Annotated in this window: 20 protein-coding genes and 4 pseudogenes; 15 read left to right on the top strand and 9 right to left on the bottom strand. The window is 71.1% G+C overall.

Translation table 11 applies throughout. From position 1 onward, the window contains the following. Positions 1-2 precede the first annotated feature (2 nt). The gene (locus P8T65_RS12070; RefSeq protein ID WP_316725399.1) at positions 3-854 is read right to left on the bottom strand and encodes a glutamate ABC transporter substrate-binding protein; all 852 of its coding nucleotides are present in this window, start codon (positions 852-854) and stop codon (positions 3-5) included. An 82-nt stretch (positions 855-936) separates the two neighbouring features. After that, positions 937-1713 (bottom strand): amino acid ABC transporter ATP-binding protein, encoded by a 777-nt coding sequence (locus P8T65_RS12065; RefSeq protein ID WP_316725398.1) that lies wholly within the window; start codon positions 1711-1713, stop codon positions 937-939. Positions 1714-2031: 318 nt separating this feature from the next. Here P8T65_RS12065 and P8T65_RS12060 point away from each other — a divergent pair, with 318 nt between their 5' ends. Both P8T65_RS12060 and P8T65_RS12055 read left to right on the top strand, forming a co-directional pair. Next, on the top strand, positions 2032-2718 hold the full coding sequence (locus P8T65_RS12060) for a response regulator transcription factor (protein ID WP_184900077.1): 687 nt from the start codon (positions 2032-2034) through the stop codon (positions 2716-2718). A 9-nt stretch (positions 2719-2727) separates the two neighbouring features. Continuing rightward, the gene (locus tag P8T65_RS12055; protein WP_316725397.1) at positions 2728-4140 is read left to right on the top strand and encodes a HAMP domain-containing sensor histidine kinase; all 1413 of its coding nucleotides are present in this window, start codon (positions 2728-2730) and stop codon (positions 4138-4140) included. A gap of 45 nt (positions 4141-4185) precedes the next feature. Here the strand turns inward: P8T65_RS12055 and P8T65_RS12050 are convergent, their stop codons facing one another. Then, positions 4186-5184, bottom strand: coding sequence for a TAXI family TRAP transporter solute-binding subunit (locus P8T65_RS12050; protein ID WP_316725396.1), 999 nt, complete (start codon positions 5182-5184; stop codon positions 4186-4188). A 164-nt stretch (positions 5185-5348) separates the two neighbouring features. Beyond that, complete coding sequence (locus tag P8T65_RS12045; RefSeq protein ID WP_316725395.1) at positions 5349-6500, bottom strand: peptidoglycan recognition family protein; 1152 nt, start codon at positions 6498-6500, stop codon at positions 5349-5351. 193 nt (positions 6501-6693) lie between these two features. On the opposite strand from P8T65_RS12045, the gene P8T65_RS12040 reads away from it, so the two are divergent. Beyond that, positions 6694-7089 carry a MazG nucleotide pyrophosphohydrolase domain-containing protein gene (locus P8T65_RS12040; RefSeq protein WP_230212736.1) on the top strand — a complete coding sequence of 132 codons (396 nt, stop codon included), beginning with the start codon at positions 6694-6696 and terminating at the stop codon, positions 7087-7089. A 110-nt stretch (positions 7090-7199) separates the two neighbouring features. Here the strand turns inward: P8T65_RS12040 and P8T65_RS12035 are convergent. Further along, a pseudogene (locus P8T65_RS12035) lies at positions 7200-7421 on the bottom strand (hypothetical protein); the annotation flags it as partial. Positions 7422-7478: 57 nt separating this feature from the next. On the opposite strand from P8T65_RS12035, the pseudogene P8T65_RS47240 reads away from it, so the two are divergent. The 4 genes and pseudogenes from P8T65_RS47240 to P8T65_RS12020 form a co-directional block, all read left to right on the top strand. Next, positions 7479-7922, top strand: a pseudogene (locus tag P8T65_RS47240) (FtsK/SpoIIIE domain-containing protein); the annotation flags it as partial. 94 nt (positions 7923-8016) lie between these two features. Next, entirely contained in the window at positions 8017-8502 is a 486-nt protein-coding gene (locus P8T65_RS12030; protein ID WP_316725394.1) for a hypothetical protein, read from the top strand. Positions 8503-8541: 39 nt separating this feature from the next. Further along, complete coding sequence (miaB, locus tag P8T65_RS12025; RefSeq protein WP_316731558.1) at positions 8542-10038, top strand: tRNA (N6-isopentenyl adenosine(37)-C2)-methylthiotransferase MiaB; 1497 nt, start codon at positions 8542-8544, stop codon at positions 10036-10038. A gap of 74 nt (positions 10039-10112) precedes the next feature. Then, on the top strand, positions 10113-10820 hold the full coding sequence (locus tag P8T65_RS12020; RefSeq protein ID WP_316725393.1) for a class III extradiol dioxygenase subunit B-like domain-containing protein: 708 nt from the start codon (positions 10113-10115) through the stop codon (positions 10818-10820). A gap of 61 nt (positions 10821-10881) precedes the next feature. Here P8T65_RS12020 and P8T65_RS12015 read toward each other — a convergent pair whose 3' ends face one another. After that, positions 10882-11178 (bottom strand): antitoxin, encoded by a 297-nt coding sequence (locus P8T65_RS12015; RefSeq protein WP_316725392.1) that lies wholly within the window; start codon positions 11176-11178, stop codon positions 10882-10884. Positions 11179-11201: 23 nt separating this feature from the next. Further along, positions 11202-11426 (bottom strand): hypothetical protein, encoded by a 225-nt coding sequence (locus tag P8T65_RS12010; RefSeq protein ID WP_316725391.1) that lies wholly within the window; start codon positions 11424-11426, stop codon positions 11202-11204. Positions 11427-11661: 235 nt separating this feature from the next. Here P8T65_RS12010 and miaA point away from each other — a divergent pair, with 235 nt between their 5' ends. The 6 genes from miaA to hflX all read left to right on the top strand — a co-directional run bounded on the left by miaA (position 11662) and on the right by hflX (position 19995). Next, a complete protein-coding gene (gene miaA, locus P8T65_RS12005) occupies positions 11662-12600 on the top strand; it encodes a tRNA (adenosine(37)-N6)-dimethylallyltransferase MiaA (protein ID WP_316725390.1) in 939 nt (312 codons plus the stop codon). Between the two features lie 108 nt (positions 12601-12708). Continuing rightward, complete coding sequence (locus P8T65_RS12000) at positions 12709-13233, top strand: hypothetical protein (protein ID WP_316731557.1); 525 nt, start codon at positions 12709-12711, stop codon at positions 13231-13233. Positions 13234-13355: 122 nt separating this feature from the next. Then, the gene (dapF, locus tag P8T65_RS11995; RefSeq protein WP_316725389.1) at positions 13356-14225 is read left to right on the top strand and encodes a diaminopimelate epimerase; all 870 of its coding nucleotides are present in this window, start codon (positions 13356-13358) and stop codon (positions 14223-14225) included. A gap of 297 nt (positions 14226-14522) precedes the next feature. Then, the gene (locus tag P8T65_RS11990; protein WP_316725388.1) at positions 14523-16682 is read left to right on the top strand and encodes an HD domain-containing protein; all 2160 of its coding nucleotides are present in this window, start codon (positions 14523-14525) and stop codon (positions 16680-16682) included. A 109-nt stretch (positions 16683-16791) separates the two neighbouring features. Further along, complete coding sequence (locus tag P8T65_RS11985) at positions 16792-18273, top strand: M1 family metallopeptidase (protein WP_316725387.1); 1482 nt, start codon at positions 16792-16794, stop codon at positions 18271-18273. Positions 18274-18495: 222 nt separating this feature from the next. After that, positions 18496-19995, top strand: a complete 1500-nt coding sequence (gene hflX, locus P8T65_RS11980; RefSeq protein WP_184900107.1) for a GTPase HflX — start codon at positions 18496-18498, stop codon at positions 19993-19995. A 527-nt stretch (positions 19996-20522) separates the two neighbouring features. Here the strand turns inward: hflX and P8T65_RS11975 are convergent. Together P8T65_RS11975 and P8T65_RS11970 are read right to left on the bottom strand one after the other, a co-directional pair. Then, positions 20523-21705 (bottom strand): annotated as a pseudogene (locus P8T65_RS11975) (trypsin-like serine peptidase). Between the two features lie 232 nt (positions 21706-21937). After that, positions 21938-23170 (bottom strand): hypothetical protein, encoded by a 1233-nt coding sequence (locus P8T65_RS11970; RefSeq protein WP_316725386.1) that lies wholly within the window; start codon positions 23168-23170, stop codon positions 21938-21940. A gap of 403 nt (positions 23171-23573) precedes the next feature. Here P8T65_RS11970 and P8T65_RS11965 point away from each other — a divergent pair. Beyond that, positions 23574-24392 (top strand): annotated as a pseudogene (locus tag P8T65_RS11965) (SAM-dependent methyltransferase). Between the two features lie 246 nt (positions 24393-24638). After that, positions 24639-26141, top strand: coding sequence for a diaminobutyrate--2-oxoglutarate transaminase family protein (locus tag P8T65_RS11960; RefSeq protein WP_399098770.1), 1503 nt, complete (start codon positions 24639-24641; stop codon positions 26139-26141). Positions 26142-26681 lie beyond the last annotated feature (540 nt).

Raw genomic sequence — 26681 nt, 5'->3', positions numbered from 1 at the left:
GACTAGGCGATGACGCCGATCTTCGGGGCGGGCTCGTTCTTGTACTCGGCCGGGCCGAAGTTCTCCTTGACCGCGGTCTCCCAGGCGCCGTCGCTGACCATCTTCTCGAGGGCGGCGTTGATCTTGTCCACGGTCGCCGTGTCGCCCTTCTTGACGCCGATGCCGTAGTTCTCATTGCTGAGCTTCAGGCCCGCGAGCTTGAACTGGCCCTTGTAGTTCTCCTGCGCGGCGAAGCCCGCGAGGATCGAGTCGTCGGTGGTGACCGCGTCCACGGCGCCGCTCTGCAGGCCGGCGATGCACTCCGAGTAGCCGCCGTACTCCTTCAGCTGGGCCTTCGGAGCGATGTCCTTCTTGACGTTCTCCGCCGAGGTGGAACCAGTCACCGAGCAGAGGGTCTTGCCGTTGAGGTCCGTACCCTTGCTGATGTCCGAGTCGGCCTTGACCAGCAGGTCCTGGTGGGCCAGCAGGTACGGGCCGGCGAAGTCGACGAGCTTCTTGCGCTCGTCGTTGATCGAGTACGTGGCCGCGATGAACTTCACGTCGCCGCGGGCCAGCGCGTTCTCACGGTCGGCGCTCTTGGTCTCGACGAACTCGATCTGCTTGGCGTCGTAGCCGAGCTCCTTGGCCACGTACGTCGCCACGTCGACGTCGAAGCCGGAGAAGGAACCGTCGGGGTTCTTCAGACCGAGGCCCGGCTGGTCGTACTTGATGCCGATCTTGATCTTGCCGCCGCCGCTGGAACCGGAGTCGGAGCCGTTGTCGCTGCCGTTGCTGTCGTCGCCGCCGCAGGCCGTGGCCGTCAGGGCGAGGACGAGGGCGGTGGCTGCAGCGGCGGAGGCCTTGCGGAACTTCATGGTGAACATCCTTTTTGTGGTGAAGAGATGCGGACCGTCATGGTGCGGGTGCCGGGGGCCGGAAGGGGCGTCGGCTGGGCCGTCAGTGGTGCAGGATCTTCGACAGGAAGTCCTTGGCCCGGTCGCTGCGGGGGTTGCTGAAGAACTGGTCCGGCACGGCCTCTTCGACGATGCGGCCGTCCGCCATGAACACCACCCGGTTGGCGGCTGAACGGGCGAAGCCCATCTCGTGGGTGACCACGACCATCGTCATGCCGTCCCGGGCCAGCTGCTGCATGACCTCCAGGACCTCGTTGATCATCTCGGGGTCGAGCGCCGAGGTCGGCTCGTCGAAGAGCATGACCTTGGGGTCCATGGCAAGCGCCCGTGCGATCGCGACGCGCTGCTGCTGACCACCCGAGAGCTGCGCGGGGTACTTGTCGGCCTGGGTTCCCACGCCGACCCGGTCGAGCAGGTTCCGCGCCTTCTCCTCGGCCTGCTTCCTGTCGGCCTTGCGGACCTTGAGCTGTCCCAGCATCACGTTCTCGAGCACGGTCTTGTGCGCGAAGAGATTGAACGACTGGAACACCATGCCGACGTCCGCCCGAAGGCGGGCGAGCGCCTTGCCCTCCGCGGGCAGCGGCTTGCCGTCGATCGTGATGTCGCCGGAGTCGATCGACTCCAGCCGGTTGATGGTGCGGCACAGGGTGGACTTGCCGGACCCGGAGGGTCCGATCACCACGACGACCTCGCCCCTGGTGATCGTCAGATCGATGTCCTGGAGTACGTGCAACGCGCCGAAGTGCTTGTTGACGCTCTTCAGGACGACCAGGTCGTCGGCCGCGGGCACCGCGTCCTTGACCACCGAAACTTCGGTCATCGCTTTGGGCTCCGTCTTCCTCGGTTTCGGAGGACAGTAGTGACCGGCGACGACCAGCGTCATTACATCTGAGCGAGAATTGAGCATAACGATCTGGTAGCCGGACGGGCACTGCACGTGACGAGCCCGAGCGGGGCGTTTCGGCTGGATAACGGAACCCGCGCGGAACCCCTCCGGCCTTGACGGCGTCCTCACCCATCAGTGTGACTGCCAGGAAGCCGATACGCGCGTGCCCGGGATGCGCGTGCGCGTAATGTGTGCCAGCCGAGACGCACACATGACCGAAACGCATGACCACCGAACAGGAAAGGGGCCGGAATGAGGCTGCTCCTCGTCGAGGACGACAACCACGTCGCCGCCGCCCTGTCCGCGGTCCTGGCCCGGCACGGCTTCGACGTCACGCACGCCCGCAGCGGCGAGGAGGCGCTCCAGGCGCTCGTCCCCGAGGGCAACGGCTTCGGGGTCGTCCTGCTCGACCTCGGCCTGCCCGACCAGGACGGCTACGAGGTCTGCGGCAAGATCCGCAAGCGCACCAGCACGCCGGTGATCATGGTGACGGCCCGCTCCGACGTACGGTCCCGGATCCACGGCCTCAACCTCGGCGCCGACGACTACGTGGTCAAGCCGTACGACACCGGCGAACTGCTCGCCCGGATCCACGCCGTCGCCCGCCGCCGGGCCCCCGACGAGGCCGCGTCGTCCGGCGACAGCGGGCTGCGGCTCGGGTCCGTGCTCATCGAGCTGCCCACCCGGCAGGTCAGCGTGGACGGCTCGGTCGTGCAGCTGACCCGCAAGGAGTTCGATCTGCTCGCGCTGCTGGCCCAGCGGCCCGGGGTCGTCTTCCGCCGGGAACAGATCATCAGCGAGGTGTGGCGGACCAGTTGGGAAGGGACCGGCCGCACCCTCGAAGTGCATGTCGCCTCCCTGCGGTCCAAGCTGCGGATGCCTGCCCTCATCGAGACGGTGCGCGGGGTCGGCTACCGGCTGGTCGCCCCGACGCCGTAGCGTGCCCGCGTGCGCACTCGTCTTCTTCCGCTGCTCATCGTCCTGATGGCCGCCGTGCTGCTGGCCCTCGGCATTCCGCTGGCGGTGAGCCTCGCGGCGGCGCGGCAGCAGGAGGTGGTCGTCGACCGCATCGACGACACGGCGCGGTTCGCGGCCCTCGCCCAGTTCGTCACCGAGCGCCCGAGCGGATCCCGGGTGGACACCACGGACGGCCGCGGCGAGACCCTCCAGCGGGAGTTGGAGCAGTACTACCGCGTGTACGGCATCAAGGCCGGCGTCTTCTACCGGGAGAAGAGCCAGCCGGCCATGGCCAACGCCCCCGTGGAGTGGGGCCGGCCCACCGACGGGGAGGGGCTTGCCGCCTTCGAGGAGGCGCTGCTGGGGCGCCGCCCGCACGACCCGCAACAGGTGTGGCCCTGGCAGGAGGGTCGGCTCGTCGTCGCGTCCCCTGTCATCCACGACGGTGACGTCGTCGCGGCCGTCGTCACCGACTCGCCCACCGATCAGATGCGCTCCAAGATCCTGCGCGGCTGGCTGATCATCGGCGCGGGCGAGATCGCCGCGATGCTCCTCGCCGTCGGTGCCGCGCTGCGGCTGACGGGCTGGGTGCTCAAGCCCGTACGCGTCCTCGACGTCACCACCCACGCCATAGCCTCCGGGCGTCTCAAGTCACGGGTCGCGGTGGCCAGCGGTCCGCCCGAACTCCGGCGCCTGGCACGGTCGTTCAACGAGATGGCCGACAACGTCGAGGACGTGTTGGAGCAACAACGCGCCTTCGTCGCCGACGCCTCGCACCAACTCCGCAACCCGCTGGCCGCGTTGCTGCTCCGCATCGACCTGCTCGCGCTCGAACTGCCCGAGGGCAACGAGGAGGTCGCCTCCGTCCGCACCGAGGGCAAACGGCTCGCCTCGGTCCTCGACGATCTGCTCGACCTGGCGCTCGCCGAGCACGCGGATTCCGATCTGCGGCTCATCGACGTGGGTGAGCTGACCGCCGAGCGTGTCGCATCCTGGTCGCCGCTGGCCGACGACAAGGGGGTGTCGTTGATCGGCACCTGCCCGGCCACCACTGCCTGGGCCGATCCCATCGCCCTGTCCAGCGCCCTGGACGCGGTGATCGACAACGCGCTGAAGTTCACGCCCGCCGGGGAGCGGGTCGAGGTCCGGGTCGCCTCCAACGGCGAGACGTCCACGGTCGTGGTCACCGACGGCGGGCCCGGCCTCAGCGACGAGGAACTGGAACGCGTCGGCGACCGTTTCTGGCGCAGCACCGCGCACCAGAACATCAAGGGATCGGGCCTCGGGCTCTCCATCTCCCGGGCGCTGATCGCGGCGGGCGGTGGCTCCATCGCCTACGCCCACCACGAGCCGCACGGGCTGCGGGTCACGGTGACGGTGCCCCGGTCGCGCCCGCCGGCCTGAGAGACCGGGCAGGAACGGAGCCAGGCAGGTCGGACCCCCGGAGGGCTACGGCTTCACCGAGCGGTAGTACGCTCTCGCGCCCTGGTGCAGTCGTAGGGGGTCGGTGTAGATCGCGGTGCGCAGATCCACCACCTGGGCCGCGTGGACGTGCTGGCCGATGTTGTCCCGGCTCTTCAGGACGACGCGCGTCAGCCACTCGGTGAGCCGGGGGTCCATGTCGGCACGGGTGATGAGCAGGTTCGCCACCGTGAGGGTGGGCACCGCGTCCGGGAGGATGGTCGGGTAGGCGTCGGCGGGCATCACGGACGCCCGGTAGTGGCTGAAGACGCCGCCCTGGTCGTGCAGCTCGGTCACCAGGTCGCTGCGGATCGGGACGAACCGGAAGTCGTACTTCTCCTTCTCCACGAGGTCCGTCAGCCCCTTCGTGGGCAGGCCGCCCGACCAGAAGAACGCGTCGATCTTTCCGGTGCGCAGGGCTTCGGGGCTGGTGCCGATCGTGTCGCGCCGCGCGTCTATGTCCTTGTCGATGTCCAGCCCGTCCGCCTTCAGCAGACGTTCGGTGATCAGCCGTACGCCGGAGCCCTCGGGACCCACGGCGACCCGCTTGCCCTTCAGCTCCGACACGTTCTGGATGGTCGAGTCGGCCGGGACCACCAGCTGCACGTAGTCGTCGTACAGCCGTGCCACCCCGCGCAGCTTGTCGGCGCCGGGCTGGTCCTCGTCGATGTACGTCTGGACGGCGTCGGCCGCGGCGATGGCGAAGTCGGCCTGCCCGGTGGCGACCCGGCGGACGTTCGTCTGGGAGCCGTTGCTCGGCATGAGCTGGACCTGCAGCGCCGGCATGTCCCCGGCGATCGCGTTCCGCAGCCGACTGCCGTACTCCTGGTAGACGCCCCGCTCGGCTCCCGTGGTCACCGTGATCGTCCCGCTCGGGGGCTCCTCGCGCGGCCACAGCCACCACGCGAGCAGCCCGAGGACCACCAACGAAGCCACCGAGCCCAGCAGCGCGTGCCGCCTGCCGATGCGTGGGAGTACCTGGACCATGCGACGAGATCCTGCCAGGTCACCGGGCGGGCAGGCCAGGGTCGGACCCATCCGGTGCTAGCTCGTGACCTCGGCGCTGACCCTGTCTTCGGGCGCGGGCGCGTGGGGCTTCTCGCGCAGTTCCCCGCGCCCCTGAAAGCACAGGGGCTGCGCCCCCTGTGCTTTCATCGGCCTGTTGCCACCGCCGTGCGCAGGCGCTCCAGCTCTGCGTACATCACCTCGCCCGGGCACTCCGTCGCCATCCAGTCCCGGTGGCCGCTGATCTCCGCGACCTCCTTCTGGGTGCCGTTGACCGGGTTGGTGTAGGTCACGCGGGCCTGCGGGTCGACGCCGTGGTGGCGGACCAGGACCTTCACGAGGCGGGTCAGCGCGGCGCGGGCGGCCTCCTTGGGGCCCTGCTCGGTGAAGGTGCCCAGCAGGGCGATGCCGAGGTTGCCGGAGTTGAAGCCGCCGACGTGGAAGGCGGTCACCACCTTGCCGTCGGCGTCGTGCGCGGGCAGGCCGTCGTCGCCGGAGTAGCGGCCCTCGTAGATACGGCCCTCCTCGTCGATGAGGAAGTGGTAGCCGATGTCGCCCCAGTCGTTGGTGACGGCGTGCAGCTGGTAGATCGCGCGGACCGTGGCGGCGGGGTCCGGGTCGTCGTTGGCCATGGCCGTGTGGTGCACGGTGATCGTCTGGAACGGGTAGAACGCGGTGGGTGAGTTCTCCGTGCCGTCCGCCTTGAACCGCAGCGACTCGTCGGCGCCCCAGGCGGCCCGCGTGAGGTACTGCACGCCCCGGACGCGGGTGGGGTCGGACGGCACGGCGACCTTGCGGTCCGGGCCGTGCAGGGTGTCGAGCGCGAGCGAGCGCAGCCCCGTGGCACCGTTGGGGGCTCTCAGCTCGTATCCGGCGGCCTGGCCGGCCGCGATCAGCACACCGCCGCCGTTGGCGACCGAGCAGCCACCGTCGCCGAGCGAGCGCCACGCGCCCTGCCCGCCGTCGGCGTCCGTCAGCCGGATGCCGCCGCCGGTGGTCTCGTCGGTGCCGCCCCAGCGCACGCCCACGTATCCGATGGGAAAGGCCGCCTCGACGGGCGCCTCACCGGTGGCGGCCTCGCTGCGGGTCTTCGGGAAGGTCTCGGTCGTGGTGCCGGCCTTGGTGTCCTCCGCTCCGGTGTCCGCACCGGTGTCCGCGCCGTCGGAGTCGCCGGTCGTGGCCATCACGGTCGGCGTGATCACGGCGCCGGCCGCGACCGCGCCGACCGCGCCGATCACCGTACGGCGGGTCACCCGGGACCTGGCCCGGTGGCTGGAGGAAGTGGGGGGAACGCTCACGATGGGTCCTCAATCGCTCGGGGTGGTACGTGAAGACACAACGGAGGGTACGGAGTGGAGTCACCCGTTCCGCCACCGCCCCCCTGTGCTGACGTAACGTCAAAGGTCCATCACGCACAGGGACTTGGGCGTCATGGCCGTAGGAGTCGGACAGAACTGTCGGTGTGGGGCGGGCGGTCGGTAGGGTCGGCGGATGAGTTCCTCTCCCGCTCGACTGGTCCGTGAGTTCCACCGGGCCTTCGGTCTCGACGCCCGTACCGCCCCCGCCGAGGTCTCGCCCGAGCTGGCCGCCCACCGGGGGGAGTTGTTGGCCGAGGAGGCCGCCGAGGTCGCCGAGGTGGCGGTCGACGGGCCGCTCGACCGGCTGGCCCACGAACTGGCCGACGTGGTGTACGTGGCATACGGCACCGCCCTGGTCCACGGCATCGACCTGGACGAGGTGATCGCCGAGATCCACCGCTCGAACATGACCAAGCTGGGCCCCGACGGTCGGGTCGCCCGCCGGGCCGACGGCAAGGTGCTCAAGGGGGACCACTACCAGGCACCCGACGTGTCCTCGGTGCTGCGGAAGCAGGGCTGGGCCGGCTGAGCCCGCCGGCCGGACGCCCTCAGCCGGCGATGCTCGGACATGGCCGTCGGACGCTCGGACACGGCCGTCGGACGCTGGGAGACGGCTGTGCGGATGGCCAGAAGCGGCCTGACGCGGGTGGTTCTCGGCCCGGTGTGGCCGGCGTACTCGCCCACCAGGGCGGAGCGGTCCGCCTCGACCAGGTGGCCGCGCTCCAGCAGCCCGACGGCGGCGAGGGTCCGGCCGTACAGGCGGGCGACGGTGGTCCTGTCGGTGCCCGGGTTGCCGGTGCAGACGAGGTGGCGGCTGAGCGGTGGCGGGGCCAGGCCCATCACCTCGCGGCCGCGGACCATACCGTCACCCGGCCCGGAACCCCCGAGGGGCAGCAGGACACGGACCCGGCGGACCCGATGGCCGATGAAGCCCCCACCGACCTCAACGCCCTGGTGGAGGCCCTGTCCGAGGCGGCTCGGCTCGCCGACTGCGTGCCACAGCCCAGCCCCTGGCTGCCCGCGCTCGGCCGGCAGGTCCTGATCGACGACCTGCCCCAGCCGGACGAGCCCGGCGGCGCCCACCTGGCCCCGGTCTCCTGGGCCCTGTCGGACGTCCCCGAGGCTCAGGCGCAGCTGCCGGTCCGGCTGGACCTCGCCGAATTCGGACACCTGTACGTCGTCGGTGTCCCGCGCTTCGGCCGCTCCCAGGTGCTGCGCACCATGGCCGGTGCCCTGGCCCGCGCCCACTCCAGCGTCGGCGTCCACCTCTACGGCATCGACTTCGCCGGTGACGCCCTCACCGCGCTGGGCGTGCTCCCGAACACCGGATCCGTGGTCCCCCGTGGTGACATCGAGCGCCTGGAGCGGCTGTTCGCCAGGCTCGACACGGATCTGCAGTGCCGTCAGGAACTGCTCCGGCACCCGTTCGGTGATCCTCGCCCCGCGCGAGTCTCCCGTGCGCACGCTGGGCACACATCCCGGCGTACGGCTGATCACCGCGACCGAACCCACGGTCGAGGAGTTCACCGAGGCCCTGGAGGCCGGCGGCGGACCCCGGGTGGTCATGGTGGACGACGCCGACCTGTTCGTCCCACCGGACATCGACCAGAACCTGCGCTCCCTGGCGCAGTCCGGCCGGGACCACGGCATCGGCATCGTCGTCGCGGCCACCGCCGAGACCATGACCGGCGCGACGGGCTGGCTCAGCGCCCTGAAACGGCACCGCAAGGGCGTCCTCCTCGGGCCGCAGAGCATCCTGGAGGGCGACTTTGTCGGGGCCCGCCTCGCCCACGCCCACCTGCGCGGCCGCAAGCCCGGCCGGGTCCACCGTCGACCAGCGCGCCGGCGAACTGATCAACGTGCAGATCCCGGAGACCGTCCTCGACACGGAGCACTGAGTCCGCGGTGCCTGGGGACGAGGGCTCCCCGGGCGCTGCCTTAGGCTTACGGAGTGACCAACAGCAGCGACCGGAGTCAGGCAGTGGGCGTCAAGACATACGAAGTGCGTACTTATGGATGTCAGATGAACGTCCATGACTCCGAACGCCTGTCCGGTCTGCTGGAGGAGGCCGGATACGTCCGCGCGCCCGAGGACGCGGGGGAGGGCAACGCCGACGTCGTCGTCTTCAACACCTGCGCCGTCCGCGAGAACGCCGACAACCGCCTCTACGGCAACCTCGGCCGCCTCGCCCCGATGAAGACCGCCCGCCCCGGCATGCAGATCGCCGTCGGCGGCTGCCTGGCCCAGAAGGACCGGGACACCATCGTCAGGAAGGCGCCCTGGGTCGACGTCGTCTTCGGCACGCACAACATCGGCAAGCTGCCCGTCCTGCTGGAGCGCGCCCGCGTCCAGGACGAGGCCCAGGTCGAGATCGCCGAGTCCCTGGAGGCCTTCCCCTCCACGCTGCCGACCCGCCGCGAGAGCGCCTACGCCGCCTGGGTCTCGATCTCCGTCGGCTGCAACAACACCTGCACGTTCTGTATCGTCCCGGCCCTGCGCGGCAAGGAGAAGGACCGCCGCACCGGCGACATCCTCGCCGAGATCGAGGCCCTGGTCGGCGAGGGCGTCTCCGAGATCACCCTGCTCGGCCAGAACGTGAACGCGTACGGCTCCGACATCGGCGACCGCGAGGCGTTCAGCAAGCTGCTGCGGGCCTGCGGGCGGGTCGAGGGCCTGGAGCGCGTCCGCTTCACCTCCCCGCATCCCCGCGACTTCACCGACGACGTCATCGCGGCCATGGCCGAGACGCCGAACGTGATGCCGCAGCTGCACATGCCGCTCCAGTCCGGCTCGGACACGGTCCTCAAGGCCATGCGCCGCTCGTACCGCCAGGAGCGCTACCTCGGGATCATCGAGAAGGTCCGCGCGTCCATCCCGCACGCGGCCATCACCACCGACATCATCGTGGGCTTCCCCGGCGAGACCGAGGAGGACTTCGAGCAGACCATGCACGTGGTCCGCGAGGCCCGCTTCACCCAGGCGTTCACCTTCCAGTACTCCAAGCGCCCCGGCACCCCGGCCGCCACCATGGAGGGCCAGATCCCCAAGGAGGTCGTCCAGAAGCGCTACGAGCGCCTCGTCGCCCTCCAGGAGGAGATCTCCTGGGAGGAGAACAAGAAGCAGGTCGGCCGCACCCTGGAGCTGATGGTCGCCGAGGGCGAGGGCCGCAAGGACGGCGCCACGCACCGGCTCTCCGGCCGCGCCCCCGACAACCGCCTGGTCCACTTCACCAAGCCGGACCAGGAGGTCCGCCCCGGCGACGTGGTGACCGTCGAGATCACGTACGCCGCGCCTCACCACCTGCTGGCCGAGGGCGCGGTCCTGGACGTACGGCGGACCCGGTCGGGCGACGCCTGGGAGAAGCGTCAGGCCCTTCCGGCGGAGAAGCCGGGCGGGGTGCTGCTGGGGCTACCGAAGATCGGGGCTCCGGAGCCGCTGTCGGCGGCTACCACCGGTGGGTGCGGGGTTCCCCAGTAGCAGGGTTGTTCGCGACGCAGTTCCCGCGCCCCTGAAGGGGCCGCCCCTGGGCTGCGGAAGTTACCCTGCGTCTCATGCTTGTCGCCGCCGCCGTCTGCCCCTGTCCGCCTCTGCTCGTGCCCGAGGTGGCCGCCGGGGCCGCGCCCGAGCTGGACGCGGCGCGGGACGCGTGCGCGGACGCGCTCGGAGTGCTCGCTGCCGCCCGCCCGGACCGGCTGGTGGTCGTGGGCCCCGCCGGGCGCGACGCGTCGTATCCGGAAGGCTCGGGCGGCTCGTTCCGGGGCTTCGGCGTGGACCTCGACGTCCGCCTCGGGCGCGGGGGGAACGGCGACACGACGGCCCGGCTGCCCGCCTCGCTCGCCGTCGCCGCCTGGCTGCTCGACCGCACCGGCTGGGCCGACGCCCCGCTGGAAGGGCTCGGGGTGGCGGAACCGACCGCCGTCGAGCGGTGTACCCAGGTAGGAAGACAGGTCGCCGGGGCGGCCGAGCGGGTGGCTCTGCTGGTGATGGGCGACGCCAGCGCGTGCCGCACGCTCAAGGCCCCCGGGTACCTGGACGAGCGCGCGGCCGGCTTCGACGCGGGGGTCGCGCGCGCGCTCGCCGACGCCGACGTCGAGGGGCTGAAGACGCTGGACACCGGGGTGGCCCGCGAGCTGAGGGCCTCCGGGCGGGCCCCCTGGCAGATCCTCGCGGGCGCCGCCGAGGGCGCGGGCCTGGCCGGCAGCCTGCTCTACGACGAGGCGCCGTACGGCGTGGGTTACCTGGTCGCCGCCTGGTCGTAGAACCGGACACGGCGGACGGCCGGGAGTGCGAGGCTCCGCGGCCGTCCGACGAGATGCGTGTTCAGGAAGCCGGAGGCGGGGGAGTGGCGCCGCCGCCCGGAGGCGGAGGTGTGGCGCCGCCGCCCGGAGGCGGGGGCGTGTGACCGCCCTCGTGGTGCGCGAGTCGGTCCATGGCGTGCTTGGCCCTGCCCGTGCCCGACTGGATCTTGTTGCTGTACTTGCCCTTGGTCTTCCTGTCGACCGTGTGAGCGGCCCTGTCGAGACCGTGGTGGATCTTGCCCTCGTGCTTCTGGGCGAGGTGCGAGACCTTGTCCTTGGCCGGGGAGAGTTTGGTTTTCAAATTATCCAGCAGGCCCATGATTCACCTTCCCGCGCGGGCGGTCACTTGCGGGCGTTCTCACTGGACTCGTTGTCCGCCGCCTGATCGGCCGTCTGCTGCTTGGGGATCTCCACGTCGTCCGCCGCGTCGACGGCCTCCGCCGCCGGCTCGGCCGCGTCGCCCTTCGGCTCGGCCGCGGTCGTGCTCCCGGCCTCCGGCCGAGCGGCCTCGGTGGCTCCCTTCGCCTCCTCCGCCTCCGTCTCGGCGTCCGGCTCGGGCGCCGTCACGGCGGCCTCTTCCGCGTCCTTTGCCTTACGACGGAACAGTGAAAAAACGCCCATATCAACCTCAATGCTAATCATGCGGGTTAATTCCCGCTCTCTCCCGGAGCGTCCGATTGCGTCATCCGGGTCGCCGGCACTCGAAACCGGCGCTGCGAACACGCAACACGCAACGACTCCGGCTCCCCCGCGTCACGTAGCTCGTTCGAGAACGGGCCCCGACATTTGCGAGACTGGGTCGGTGAGCAACGCAGTTCCCTCCCCACGGGTCATCGCCGTCGTCGGACCGACCGCGGCCGGCAAGTCCGATCTGGGCGTCTATCTGGCCCAGCGCCTCGGCGGCGAGGTCGTCAACGCCGATTCCATGCAGCTCTACCGGGGGATGGACATCGGCACCGCCAAGCTGACCCCCGAGGAGCGCGACGGAGTCCCGCACCACCTCCTGGACATCTGGGAGGTGACGGCCGCCGCCAGCGTCGCCGAGTACCAGCGGCTCGCCCGCGCCCGGATCGACGCCCTGCTCGCCGACGGCCGCTGGCCGATCCTGGTGGGCGGCTCCGGGCTGTACGTCCGGGGAGCCGTCGACAACCTGGAGTTCCCCGGCACCGACCCCAAGGTCCGGGCCCGCCTGGAGGAGGAGCTGACGTTGCGCGGCTCCGGCGCGCTGCACGCCCGGCTCGCCGCCGCCGACCCCGAGGCCGCCGAGGCGATCCTGCCCAGCAACGGCCGCCGCATCGTCCGCGCCCTCGAAGTGATCGAGATCACCGGAAAGCCGTTCACGGCGAACCTGCCGGGCCATGACGCGGTCTATGACACCGTCCAGATCGGCGTCGACGTGGCGCGGCCCGAACTCGACGAGCGCATCGCCCGCCGGGTCGACCGCATGTGGGACGCCGGACTGGTCGAAGAAGTGAGCGCACTGGAGGCGCAGGGGTTGCGCGAGGGGCGTACGGCGTCGCGTGCGCTCGGCTACCAGCAGGTCCTCGCGGCACTCGCCGGGCAGTGCACCCTGGACGAGGCGCGCGCGGAGACCGTACGGGCCACCAAGCGCTTCGCGCGCCGCCAGGATTCATGGTTCAGGCGCGACCCGCGGGTGCATTGGCTCAAGGGGGGGCTCGCCGACCTGACGGAACTCCCGCAGCTCGCACTGGCGTTGGTCGAACGACCGGTCACAGCCTGATCACGTCATGGCATCGGGTCGCCCCGGCGGTCATCCCGGCCTCCGGGGGCGTGCCATCATCGAGCTTCGATCGACCAAGTGGAGTCCGAGTTGGGAGGGCGCGTGGCGATGGAGGCCGGCCCTCGCGACACCGCACAAAGCACGGAGCAGGGCACCGCGCAGGAAGCGGACCAGCTGGTTACCGAGGGGTACGCACTGGATTCCGAAGGTGATCCGCTGAGCCCCGACGGTCCGGAGGACCAGACCCCCGACGGCGTCAGCGACGACGGACCGGAACCGGACGAGATGTCCGGTCCGGAGGTGGAGGTCGAGCTGCGCCCCCAGCGCAGGCTGCGCCTCTGGCAGCTTGCCCCGATCGTGGGCCTCGCCGCGGTGGGCTCCCTGATGTTCGCCTTCCCCCTCGCCTTCGAGTTCGGGGACGGCGGCGCCGTGGTCGCCATGCTCGGCCTGCTGATCTGCGCCACCGCGGCCGGCTGGGGCATGATGGCCGCCCGCCGGGTCGGTTACACGTGGCCCGGCCTGCCCGCCCGAGGCTCCGGCCGTCGCCCGGACTGGCGCATCGTCCTCGCCTACGCCCTGGTCGTGGCCGCGGTGGCCTTCCTGGCCGTCTGGCGAGTGGCCCGGCTCCGTTAGAGAGCGCCCCGTAAGGGGCGCGGGGAACTGCGCGACCAGCCACGATCGACCCCGCGCGAGACCCTCGAACGGCAAGCCCTCCAGTCGGCCCACCCGGCGGAGCGCTCCCGTACGATCGAGGAATGAGCACGCGGATCGCCTTCCTCAAGGGTCACGGGACCGAGAACGACTTCGTGATCGTCCCGGACCCCGAGAACGCCATCGATCTCCCCCCGGCCGCAGTCGCCGCCCTGTGCGACCGCCGCGCGGGCATCGGTGGTGACGGCGTGCTGCACGTCGTCCGCTCCGCCGCGCACCCCGAGGCGAAGGAACTGGCCGCCGAGGCGGAGTGGTTCATGGACTACCGCAACGGCGACGGGTCGATCGCCGAGATGTGCGGAAACGGCGTCCGCGTCTTCGCGCGCTATCTCCTGCACGCCGGGCACGTCACCGAGGGCGACCTCACCGTCGCCACGCGCGGGGGCGTGAAGGAGGTCCACATCGACAAGGACGGTGACGTCACCGTCGGCATGGGTCGCGCCCGCCTCCCCGAGGGGGACGTGACCGTGAGCGTCGGCGAGCACAGCTGGCCCGCGCGCAACGTCAACATGGGCAACCCGCACGCCGTGGCGTTCGTCGGCGACCTCGCGGACGCCGGCGACCTGCACGCCCCGCCGCCCTTCAGCCCCGCCTCCGCCTACCCGGACGGCGTGAACGTCGAGTTCGTCGTCGACCGCGGCCCTGGGCACGTGGCGATGCGGGTGCACGAGCGCGGCTCCGGCGAGACCCGCTCCTGCGGCACCGGCGCGTGCGCCGTCGCCGTGGCCACCGCCCGGCGCGACGGCGCCGACCCGGCGGTCACGGGCACCCCGGCGACCTACACCGTCGACGTGCCCGGCGGCACCCTGGTGATCACCGAACGGCCCGACGGCGAGATCGAGATGACCGGCCCCGCCGTGATCGTGGCCGAGGGTGAGATCTATGCCAACTGGCTGGAAAACGCGGCACGTTGAAGTGTGGTAGGGCTTGGTATGACGGTGCTCGCGGCGCAAACACCGTAAAGATCCAAGCCCGTCACGTGTTCAGGGGTACGAATCCATGGCCCACTCCGGTGGGGTGGCCCGAAAACGCAAACCTCGGAACCATCGCTCGAATGGGTGATCCGTTTCACGCTCGGCGACAGGCGGTCGGACGGGCGTGATGGGCTCGGTAGCATCAAGCACCGGCACGGACGGGGGAACGACACGATCCCCTGAGCCGCCGCACGCCCTGGGGCACCCGTCCGCCGGTCCACGCAGCCGGAGGTGCCCATGAGCGCGGAGGCCACGAACCCCGCCGTATCGCCCGCCCCTGCGCCGCCACCAGCGCACCGCAGGAAGGGCCGACCTCGTATCGACCTGCGCCGTCTGGGCCGCGCCGCACTCCTGGGCCCGACGACCCGCGACCGGTTGCCCGACGCGATCAGCCATGTCGCCGAGGCGCACCGCGCCCACCATCCCGACGCCGACCTGGAACCGTTGCGCCGGGCGTACGTCCTCGCCGAGTCCTCGCACCGCGGTCAGATGCGCAAGAGCGGTGAGCCGTACATCACCCACCCGCTCGCCGTGACGCTGATCCTCGCCGAACTCGGCGCGGAGACCACGACCCTGACGGCCTCTCTGCTCCACGACACCGTCGAGGACACCGATGTGACCCTCGATCAGGTGCGCGAGGAGTTCGGCGCCGAGGTGTGCTTCATCGTCGACGGCGTCACCAAGCTGGAGAAGGTCGACTACGGCGCCGCCGCCGAACCCGAGACCTTCCGTAAGATGCTCGTCGCCACCGGCAACGACGTCCGCGTGATGTCGATCAAACTCGCCGATCGGCTGCACAACATGCGCACCCTCGGCGTGATGCGCCCCGAGAAGCAGGAACGCATCGCCAAGGTCACCCGGGACGTCCTGATCCCCCTCGCCGAACGACTCGGCGTGCAGGCGCTCAAGACGGAGCTGGAGGACCTCGTCTTCGCGATCCTCCACCCCGAGGAGTACGCCCACACCCGCGGCCTCATCGCGGACAACGCCGCACAGGAGGGCGACCCGCTCGCCGAGATCGCCGACGAGGTACGCGGCGTGCTGCGCGAGGCGGGCATCCAGGCCGAAGTCCTCATCAGGCCCCGCCACTTCGTCTCCCTGCACCGCGTCTCCCGAAAACGCGGACGGCTGCGCGGCACCGACTTCGGCCGGATCCTGGTCCTCGTCGGCGAGGACGCCGACTGCTACGCCGTCCTCGGGGAGCTGCACACCTGCCTCACGCCCGTGGTCTCGGAGTTCAAGGACTTCATCGCCGTACCGAAGTTCAACCTGTACCAGTCGCTGCACACCGCCGTCGCGCGCGGCGACGGCCAGGTCGCCGAAGTCCTCATCCGCACCCACCAGATGCACAAGGCCGCCGAGGCCGGCGTCGTGGCGCTCGGCAACCCGTACGCCGCCCCCACCGAGGAACAGCCCGACGGACGGCGTGCCGAGGGCGAGCGCGTCGACCCCACCCGCCCCGGCTGGCTCTCCCGGCTCCTCGACTGGCAGGAGGCGGCCCCGGACGCCGACATGTTCTGGTCGACCCTGCGCGAGGACCTCGCCCAGGACCGGGAGATCACTGTGTTCCGCCCCGACGGGGGCACATTGGGGCTTCCCGAGGGCGCCAGTTGTGTGGACGCGGCGTACGCGCAGTACGGTGAGGACGCCCACGCCTGTATCGGCGCCCGCGTCAACGGCCGTCTGGCGACGCTCAGCACGGTCCTGAAGGACGGCGACACCGTCCAGCTCCTCATGGGCCAGGACCCGGCCTCCGAGCCCTCCAGGGAGTGGCTGGAGCACGCCCACACACCCGCCGCACGCATCGCCATCCAGCGCTGGCTCGCCACCCACCCGTCACCCGCCACCGACGAGCGGGACGAGCGCGACGGCGACCGCAAGGGCGAGACCTCCGCCCGGCGCCCCGCCCTCGACGAGCCCGCCGCCACCTCCGACACCGTCGGCGCAGTGGTCGTCGTCGACAGGCCCGAGGCGACCGTCCGCCTCGCCCGCTGCTGCACGCCCGTACCACCCGACGAGGTCACCGGGTTCGCCGTGCGCGGGGGAGTGGTGACCGTGCACCGCGTCGAATGCGCCGCCGTGACACGCATGAAGGGGCTGGGGCGCCCCGAGATCGACGTGCGCTGGGGCGACACCACCGAGTTCCGGGTCACCCTCGTCGCCGAGTCCTTCCAGCGCCCCCATCTGCTGGCCGACCTCACCGAGGCCATCGCCCTCGAAGGCGTCGACATCGTCACAGCCACCGTCGAACCGCCGACCCAGCAGCGCGTCCGCCACACCTACACGCTGCAACTCCCGGACGCCGCCCACCTCCCGGCCCTGATGCGCGCCATGCGGAACGTACCGGGCGTGTACGACGTGGGCCGCGCCCAGCACCAGAAGGTGGCCGCGTACTGAGCGGACCGGGAGAGGCAGGGGCGGCTCGGCGGACGGCCGGGCCGCTCGTTCGGGTGGGACCGCTGCGCGTCGGCGGCGCGGAGCGGGAGCGCGCTGGTAGCGGTGGTCCATGCCGCTCACCTCACGCCTCAGGAGCCGCCGCGTCCAGGCCGCGCTGCTCGCCTCCGCCGTCTCCATCTGCCTGATCGCCGCGAGCGCTCCGTCACCCGCCGCCCCGCTCGGCGTCGGCGACCGGCTCTTCCCGCACCTCGGCAACCCCGGATACGACGTGCGGTCGTACGACCTCGACTTCACCTACCCCGGCAGCAACCGCGAGCCGCTCACCGCCGTCACCACCATCGACGCTCGGACGACCTCCCGGCTGGAGCGGATCAATCTCGACTTCACCCACGGCAAGGTCGACTCCGTCGAGGTCGACGGGGTGCCCGCCGCCTTCACCAGCGCGGGCGAGGACCTGGTGGTCACACCCGAGGCGCCGCTCACCGAGGGCAGCCGGACCCGGATCACCGTGCGTCACACCAGCGACCCGGTGTACACGGGCGACGTGGAGGGCGGCTGGGTACGGACCGCCGACGGACTCGCGATGGCCAACCAGGCGGACGCGGCGCACGTCGTCTTCCCCTGCAACGACCACCCGTCCGACAAGGCCATGTTCACCGTCCGCGTCACCGTCCCCGACGGCTACACGGCCGTCTCCAACGGCCTCGCCACCGGCACGGACCGGGCCCCCGGCACCACCACCTGGACCTACCGCACCGAGCACCCCATGGCCACCGAACTGGCCCAGATCTCCATCGGCCGCTCCGCCGTCCTGCACCGCACCGGACCGCACCGCCTGCCGGTACGCGACGTGGTCCCCGCCAAGGACCGCGAGAAGCTCGAACCGTGGCTCGCGAAGACCCCCGGCCAGATCGAGTGGATGGAGGACAAGGTCGGCCGCTACCCCTTCGAGACGTACGGGGTGCTGATCGCGGAGGCGCAGACCGGGTTCGAGCTGGAGACCCAGACGCTCTCGCTCTTCGAGAGGGCGCTGTTCGTCCGGCCCGAGTACCCCAAGTGGTACGTCGAGTCGATCATGGTCCATGAGCTGGCCCACCAGTGGTTCGGCAACAGCGTCAGCCCCCGCACCTGGTCCGACCTGTGGCTGAACGAGGGCCACGCCACCTGGTACGAGGCCCTGTACGCCGAGGAGACCGCCGGCCGGTCGGTGGCGGCCCGCATGAAGGCCGCGTACGGCGCGTCCGACCGCTGGCGCGCCGCGGGAGGCCCGCCGGCGGCGCCCAAGAAGCCCAAGGACGGCCAGAAGATCGGCATCTTCCGGGCCAACGTCTACGACGGCGCCGCGCTCTTCCTCTACGCCCTGCGCCAGGAGATCGGCGCCCCCGCCTTCGCCCTGCTGCAGCGGGCCTGGGTCACCGTCCACCGGGACGGCGTCGCGTCCACCGCCGACTTCCGGGAGCTCGCCTCCAAGATCGCCGGACGGGACCTGGGAGACTTCTTCCACGCCTGGCTGTACGAGGTGCGGACACCCCCCATGCCGGGGCACCCCGACTGGACTTCGGCACCGGTGGAGGCCTCCGCTCGGCGGTGAGTGGGATCGACCGGGTTCCGCGCGGGTGTGACCCCCGCGCGGACGGGAAATAACCCGAGTGACGAGACGGGGCGTGCCGTGCGACCATCTTCGGGTCGACGACGGGACGCCCCGGGAATCCCCGGGACACCCCGGACGTTGTGACCAGTGAGGGGTCGGCATCCGTGAAGATCCGTCGCCCTTCGGTATCCCTATCGACATCCCCATCGACGTAAGGACCCAATGACCTCCTCTTCTTCCCCTTCCCAGGCCGCGCAGCGCGCCTTCGCGCAGAACAACCCCGAAGGTCTTCGGGCCGATGCCCTGATGGAAGAGGACGTCGCCTGGAGCTTCGAGATCGACGGTGAGCGGGACGGCGACCAGTTCGACCGCTCCGACCGCGCGGCCCTGCGCCGTGTAGCGGGCCTCTCCACCGAGCTCGAGGACGTCACCGAGGTCGAGTACCGACAGCTCCGCCTGGAGCGCGTCGTACTCGTCGGTGTCTGGACCACGGGAACCTCGCGGGACGCGGAGAACTCCCTGGCCGAGCTGGCCGCCCTCGCGGAGACCGCGGGCGCGCTCGTGCTCGACGGAGTGATCCAGCGCCGCGACAAGCCGGACGCGGCCACCTACATCGGCTCCGGCAAGGCCAACGAGCTGCGGGACATCGTCCTCGACTCGGGCGCCGACACGGTCATCTGCGACGGTGAGCTGAGCCCGGGGCAGCTCATCCACCTCGAAGACGTCGTCAAGGTCAAGGTCATCGACCGTACGGCCCTGATCCTCGACATCTTCGCTCAGCACGCCAAGTCCCGTGAGGGCAAGGCGCAGGTCGCGCTCGCGCAGATGCAGTACATGCTGCCGAGGCTGCGAGGCTGGGGTCAGTCGCTGTCCCGCCAGATGGGCGGCGGCAAGGGCGGCGGCCTCGCCACCCGTGGTCCCGGTGAGACCAAGATCGAGACGGACCGGCGTCGGATCCGCGAGAAGATGGCGAAGATGCGCCGGGAGATCGCGGAGATGAAGACCGGCCGCGAGATCAAGCGCCAGGAGCGCCGCAGGAACAAGGTGCCCTCGGTCGCCATCGCCGGCTACACCAACGCGGGCAAGTCCTCCCTGCTCAACCGGCTCACGGGCGCGGGCGTCCTGGTCGAGAACGCCCTGTTCGCGACCCTCGACCCGACCGTGCGCCGGGCCGAGACCCCGAGCGGGCGGCTGTACACGCTGGCCGACACCGTCGGCTTCGTGCGCCACCTGCCGCACCACCTGGTCGAGGCGTTCCGCTCCACGATGGAGGAGGTCGGCGACTCCGACCTGATCCTGCACGTGGTCGACGGTTCGCACCCCGACCCGGAGGAGCAGCTGGCCGCCGTGCGCGAGGTCATCCGTGACGTGGGCGCGACGAACGTCCCCGAGATCGTGGTGATCAACAAGGCGGACGCGGCCGACCCGCTGACGCTCCAGCGGCTGCTGCGGATCGAGAAGCGCTCCATCGCGGTCTCGGCCCGCTCCGGCCAGGGCATCGAGGAACTGCTCGCTCTCATCGACGACGAACTGCCGCGCCCCTCGGTCGAGATCGAGGCGCTCGTGCCGTACACCCACGGCAAGCTCGTCGCCCGCGCCCACACCGAGGGCGAGGTGATCTCCGAGGAGCACACCCCGGAGGGCACCCTGCTCAAGGCCCGGGTGCACGAGGAACTGGCGTCCGACCTGGCGCCGTACGTCCCGTCGGCCACGACTGCCTGACCGTCCGGCAGCGCTCGCCCGTCCAGGCATGCCCGAAGGCCCGCCCCCCTCCGCCGAGGGGCGGGCCTTCGGTATGCGGCGGAGGCGATACGTCCGCAGCCGACCACCGGGACACGCCCTGGCTCTGTCGTACCTGCCCGACTCGACGCCACTGCACGAGGTACCCGGGGCAACCGTCCGTGCTGCCCTCGCCGCCGAACTCCGCGTCCCCGTCGAGGCCTGCTACCGCCCTCTCGACTCCTCACCCGCCTATCTGCAGCACAGCAAACCTCGGCACCGCCTCTCCCCGGAGTACTGGCAGGCCCTCGACCCCCGCCGGGCCCGACTGCCGCACTGCGCCCGCCTCCACGAGACCTCCGTGGTCATCCCGCACACGGCGATGCTCCGCCCCGGCGTCGAGGAACACCTGTCCCTGGCGCTCGACCGGCTCGCCCGCCACGCGGGTCGACTGCGTGGCTGGGCCGCCGGACCGACCACGACGGCGGCCTGTCAGCCCTCCCGGACCGCAATCACCGCCCGGCCCGCGCTCACCGGCCGCCGTACGTGTCACTCATCTCGTCGTACAACGTCCGTGACCCCTCGCCCAGTTGAGGTCCCGCGAGCCAGGTGTTGTCGGACGGACCGATCGACGTGTTCGACACGAGCCGGGGCTCGCCACCGACCATCCGGAACCAGCCGCCGCCGGACGAACCCCCGGTCATGGTGCAGCCGATCCGGTACATCGTCGGCAGCGACGGATCCAGGGACAACCGTCCAGGCCTGTCGACGCACCGGAACATGGTCAGACCGTTGTACGGCGGTGCGGCCGGGTAGCCCCAGGCGCCCACTGTCGCGGCCTCGGACGCGGACGGCGCGGAGAAGTCCACATCCAGGGCCGCCCCGACCGTCTCCTCCAAGGACGTGCCGCCCGCCTCCGGCCGCACATGCAGCACCGCGTAGTCGTACGGGGCACCGGCACCCCCTTCCTCGGACCCGCCCGCGATCCACTCGTCCGAGGTCGCGGCCCAGTCCGCCCACCACTGTCCGAACGGGGTGATCTCCTCGGCGGCCGCGCCCCCGGCCAGCTCCTCCTCGGACCTGCCGAGGTCGATGTAGGCCGGGACGAAGACGATGTTCCGGTACCAGCCGCCCCCGCTCCCGGCGTGGACACAGTGACCGGCGGTCCACACGAGGTTGGATTTGCCGGGATGGTTCACATCCGAGACGACCGTCCCCGAACAGACCATCGCGCCCTCGGGGGAGTCGAAGAAGATCTTCCCGACCGGACCGGCGTGCTCGTGGTACGGCGTCTTCTCCGCCCTGGCCTCGACGGGCGCCGGGACCGGATCGCTGACGCCCTCTTTCGGCGGAGGCGTCCCGCGCCGCGACGGTCTTCCCCGGATCCCCGGCCTCGCGCATCCGCTCCGCGTCCCAGAGGTCCTCGATCACGGGATTGAGGAAGTCCTGTGCCTCACCGAGCCACTTGTCCCGGCCCCAGTCCTTCCAGCCCCCGCCCTTCCAGCCGTCGACATCCACACCGTGCTCCGCGAGCTTGTCGGCGAGGACGTCGGGGACACCGTCACCGTCCCTGTCGGCGGTGCGGGACGCGGCGGCGCCGGGTTTGTCGTCCGCGCCGCCCTCGCCCGACCCACAGGCGGTCGAGGCCAGCGCCAGAGCCGCGACGAGACCGGTGGCGGCGAGCAGGTGGTACCGCCCAGATGAGAAACGCATGGTTCTCGACCCCCGTCGGAACTATCCGTGTGTCACGCCCACTGTGCGGGGGCGCTGGGGGACGGGCGGAGGGCGCGCGAGCGAGATTCCCGCGCGCCGCCCCACTTCTGCCCCTCCTCGGGGCGGCGCCACCTGGTCAGCCCGGCCTCTTGATGCGGCGGCCAGTGCGCCGAGCACCACCTGGTCGGCCGGTCTCCTCAGGCCAGCCGGGTGTCATATGGACGGCCCGGTGTCACTGCGAAGCGAACTTGCCGCTCACCGCCTTGTACACGCCCTCGGCCTCCTTGCCCAACCGCGGCCCCGCCAGCCAGCCGGCGCTCACCGGACCGATGGAGGTGTTGGACACCAGCGCGGGCTCACCGTCCGAACCAGTCGCCACCCAGCCCCCACCGGACGAGCCGCCGGTCATCGAGCAGCCGATGCGGTACATCGTCGGGTCGGCCTCGACGAGCGAGAGCCGCCCCGGCTTGTCCGTGCACTGGTACATCGTCTCGCCGTCGTACGGAGCCCCCGCCGGGTAGCCGGTCGCGGTGATGCTCTGCACCTGCGGCACGGCAGGCGCGTCGAAGTCCACCGGCAGCGCCGAACCGACCATCTCCTCCAGCGACTTGCCCCCGCTGCCCTCCTCCGGCGTCACATGGATCACCGCGAAGTCGTACGGCGCCCCGTCACCGCCCGTCTGACCGCCCTGCTCGATCCACTGGTCCGAGGTCTGCGCCCAGTCGCCCCACCAGACGCCGAACGGAGCGACCTCCTCCTTCGTCGCGGTCTTCAGTTCCGAGGCCGCCATGGCACTGTCGTTGTACGAGGGAACGAAGGCGATGTTCCGGTACCAGCCGCCCGCCTTACCGGCGTGCACACAGTGACCGGCCGTCCACACGAGGTTGGACTTGCCCGGGTTGGCCGGGTCCTGCACCACCGTCGCCGAGCAGACCATCGTGCCCTCGGGCGCGTCGAAGAAGACCTTGCCCGCCTCGGGCACGTTCGCGTGGTACTGAGCCGCCACCGCCTTCGCGTCGACGGACTCCGGCGTCGGGTCGGTCACACCCTGGTCACCGGTGATGTCGCCCTCGTCGACCTCCTTCTCCGGCTCCTCGGCGTCCCGCATCCGGTCCGGGTCCCACAGGTCCTTGATGATCGGGTTGACGTAGTCCTCGGCCTCGCGCAGCCAGTCGTCCTTGTCCCAGTTCTTCCACGCCCCGCCCCGCCACTTGTCGAGGTCGATCCCGTGTTCCTTCAGCTTGTCCTTGATGTCGTCCGGGATCCGGATCTTGCCGTCGCCCCCGCTTCCGCTGTCCTGCGCGGAGGCCGACGCCTCGGCGTTCGCCGTGGTGTCCCCCGAGCCGCATGCGGTGGCCGTCAACGACATAACCGTGGCGAGGCCGACCACGGCCAGAACGGGGGAGGTTCTGCGGCGCGTGCTCCTCCCACGACGGGCGGCGAAGAGCGGTCGTATGGGTCGCATGGTCTGAACTCCCCCTGGGGCGTTGAGAATCTGTGGTGCCGAGACGGACAGCGCACGACTCCTCCGCGCGCCGGCCGCCTTCTTGTACGTGGCCGACACGACATTTCGCGCGGCTCCGCACACTTGTTTCTTCGTACCTACTACGTACGTAGTCCTCGTCCGCGTGGCTCGGTGAGATCCACCGACCCGCGTCCTTCGGAACGGCACCACACACTATGCGGTCGGTGTGGGGGACATCCGATGGAACGGCAACGGTTTGGCTACGAGCCCCCCGACCAGGCGATCAACCAGGCGCAGTCGACCAACCGCCCTGACCAAATGCCTCTTCCCTTGCGGTAGTTGAGCGAGTGAATCTAGGTCGGGGAAGAACTCGCCGCTCATGTTCCGAAGGAGCCCGCACCGTATGTCCGACCACTCCCACAGCAACGCGGGTGTCGCGCGCGTCAACCAGCTCCGGACGAACGTCTCTCACTCCGCGCGGATCTGGAACTACTGGTTGGGCGGCAAGGACCACTACGAGGTCGACGAGCAGGTCGGCGACCAGATCCTCGGTTTCGTACCCGAGCTTCCCCGCTCCGCCGTCGCCGACCGCCGCTTCCTGGCCCGCACCGTCCGCTATCTGACCGAGGAAGCCGGTGTCCGGCAGTTCCTGGACATCGGCACCGGCCTGCCCACCGCGGACAACACCCACGAGGTGGCCCAGCGCGTCAACCCCTCCTGCAAGATCGTCTACGTCGACAACGACCCCATCGTCCTCGCGCACGCCCACGCACTGCTCAACAGCACCGCCGAGGGTGCCACCGACTACATAGACGCCGACGTCCACGATCCCGACACGATCCTGAGGGGCGCCGCGGGCACCCTGGACTTCCGGCAGCCGATCGCGATCACCATGCTGGGCGTCCTGAACTTCGGCATGGACACCGACGAAGCGGCCGCTGTGGTACGGCGGTTGGTGGCTGCCGTACCGCCCGGCAGCCACCTCGTGATCTCCCATCCCACCACCGAGGTCGACGGCGAAGCGATGACGCAGGCCGTGGAGTACTGAAACGGACAGGCTTCGGCGGCGATGACGCTGCGCAGCCATGCCGACCTCGTACGCCTCTTCGGCGACGTCGAACTCCTTCCCCCGGGCATCGTCTCCTGTTCCCGCTGGCGCCCCGGAGCCGACGACGAGGACATCGACGTCACCCACTTCGGCGGCGTCGGACTGAAGCGGTAACCCACCACCGGAATCCGGCCGCACCGCTCCGGCCGTCCGGGCCCGACCGTAGGGACACGGGCCGAAGGTCCGGTCGGCGGCACCCGAGCGGACCGGACCGAACCGGCCAAGCATCCGCCGCGGCACATATTTTCGTCCGACCCGCTTCCCCGTACCGGTCTCGTCGTTGGTACGTGCGGGGGACCCGCCGGTGTTCGGTGACCCCTGCCGACTCGCCTCTGATGAACCGTGGGAGGAAGTGCAGCAGTGGCGGTGACCGAGTCCGCGGTGGCGCCGGTGGGACGTGACCCCGAGCGAGCGGGTCCGAGACCCGCGGGCGAACCGGCCCGCCCACGACGGGAGCACGACGGGGCACGTGCCGTGCGGTCGGGGCACGGAAGGATTCCGTGGCCGCAGGCCGCCCGAGACTCGGCGGCGCGCACCTACGCGCGCTCCCTGCCCGTCGTTCCCGTACGCGCGCGCGGGCTGACCGTCGAGGACGCCGACGGTCGCCGCTACCTCGACTGTCTGTCCGGCGCCGGAACCCTCGCCCTCGGCCACAACCACCCGGTCGTCCTCGAAGCCATCCGCAAGGCGGTCGCCTCGGGTGCTCAGCTGCACGTCCTCGACCTGGCCACCCCCGCCAAGGACGCCTTCACCACCGAACTGCTCCGCACCCTGCCACCAGAGCTCGCGGACCGTGCCCGCGTCCGGTTCTGCGGCCCCTCCGGCACGGACGCGGTCGAGGTCGCCTGCAGACTGGTCCGGGCCGCCACCGGACGCTCCGGCCTGCTCGCCTTCACCGGTGCCCACGCCGACCTGAACACCGGGGCCCTCGAAGCACCCGCGACCGCCCGCGACATCCGGGCGCCACGCCTGCCCTACCCGCAGGACTACCGCTGCCCGTTCGGTATCGGCGGCGAACGCGGCGCCGAACTCGCCGCCCGCTGGACCGAGTCCGTCCTCGACGACGCCGATCCCGGAGCACCGCTGCCCGCCGGCATGCTCCTCGAACCCGTCCAGGGCGAGGGAGGAGTCCTCCCCGCCCCGGACGGCTGGCTGCGCCGCATGCGGGAGATCACCGCCGCCCGCTCGATCCCGCTGATCGCCGACGAGGTCCGGACGGGTGTGGGCCGCACCGGCCGCTTCTGGGCCGTCGAGCACAGCGGCGTCGTCCCCGACGTCATGGTCCTCTCCCAGGCCATCGGCGGCAGCCTGCCGCTGGCCGTCGTGGTCCACCGCGACGACCTCGACGTCTGGCGGCCCGGCACCCATGCCACCCCCTTCCGCGGCAACCAGCTCGCCATGGCCGCGGGCGCCGCCACCCTCGCTCACGTCCGCGAGAACGGCCTCGCTGAACGCGCCGCCACCCTGGGCGCCCGCATCCTCGCTCAACTCCGCCCCCTCACCGAGCGGTTCGCCTGTGTCGGTGACGTACGAGGACGGGGGCTGATGATCGGCATCGAGATGGTCACCCCGGACGCGCCCCCTGGACCCGACGAGACCGGTCCGCGCCCACCCGCCCCTTCCCTCGCCACCGCCGTACAGCGTGAGTGCCTCCGCCGTGGGCTGATCGTCGATCTCGGCGGCCGCCATGCCGGCGTCGTCCGCCTCCTGCCGCCCCTCACGATCACCGACGATCAGACGAACGCAGTGCTCGACCGGCTGACGGACGCGATCGCCTCGGTGGCGGCCACCGCAGCGACACGATTCCCGGTGCACCCGGCCCTCGTGCGAGCCGGAGTCCCCGCCCGCACGCCGGGCGGCTGAACACCACCCCCACGACCGCCCACCCCGCCACGCCCCAACCAGCCACCCACCCACGGCACGGCCCCACCACCGCTCCCCACGCCTGCTCCCCTCCAACACCCGCCTCACCTCCGCTCGCCGGTACGAACCCGCGACTGCCCTCCCGCACGAGCAACCCCAGGAACCGCCGTGAACCCGCCGCCCGCCCCCGGGGCCCGCACCCACCACCGCTCCCCGGAAGCCCACGTCCCTCAGCCCTCCGGCCCCTTGAGCGCTGAACCACCGCTGCCAGGCCGCTCCGAACCATCGCCCGGCCAGACCGAGCCGGGACAGCGGCGACCCGCGCACGTCGAGCCGAGTGAGCCCGGGCCCACCCAGGCCGAGCCGAGGCAGCACGGGCCCAGCCAGGTCGAGCCGGGTGAACTTGGGCCCAGTCAAGTCGAGCGGGACAGCTGCCTGACGGAACCGGGGGCCAGCCTGCTGGACCCACCGCGGCACCAAGCTGGCCCCCACCCCGGCGTGCCCGCGCAGGTACCGTGCCCCGCCCAGCCAGTCCCTCGC

Origin of the sequence: Streptomyces sp. 11x1 (assembly GCF_032598905.1) — a bacterium.
GTDB lineage: Bacteria > Actinomycetota > Actinomycetes > Streptomycetales > Streptomycetaceae > Streptomyces.
The sequence above is the reverse complement of the archived record's forward strand: the minus strand, read 5'-3'. Positions and strand labels throughout refer to the sequence as shown.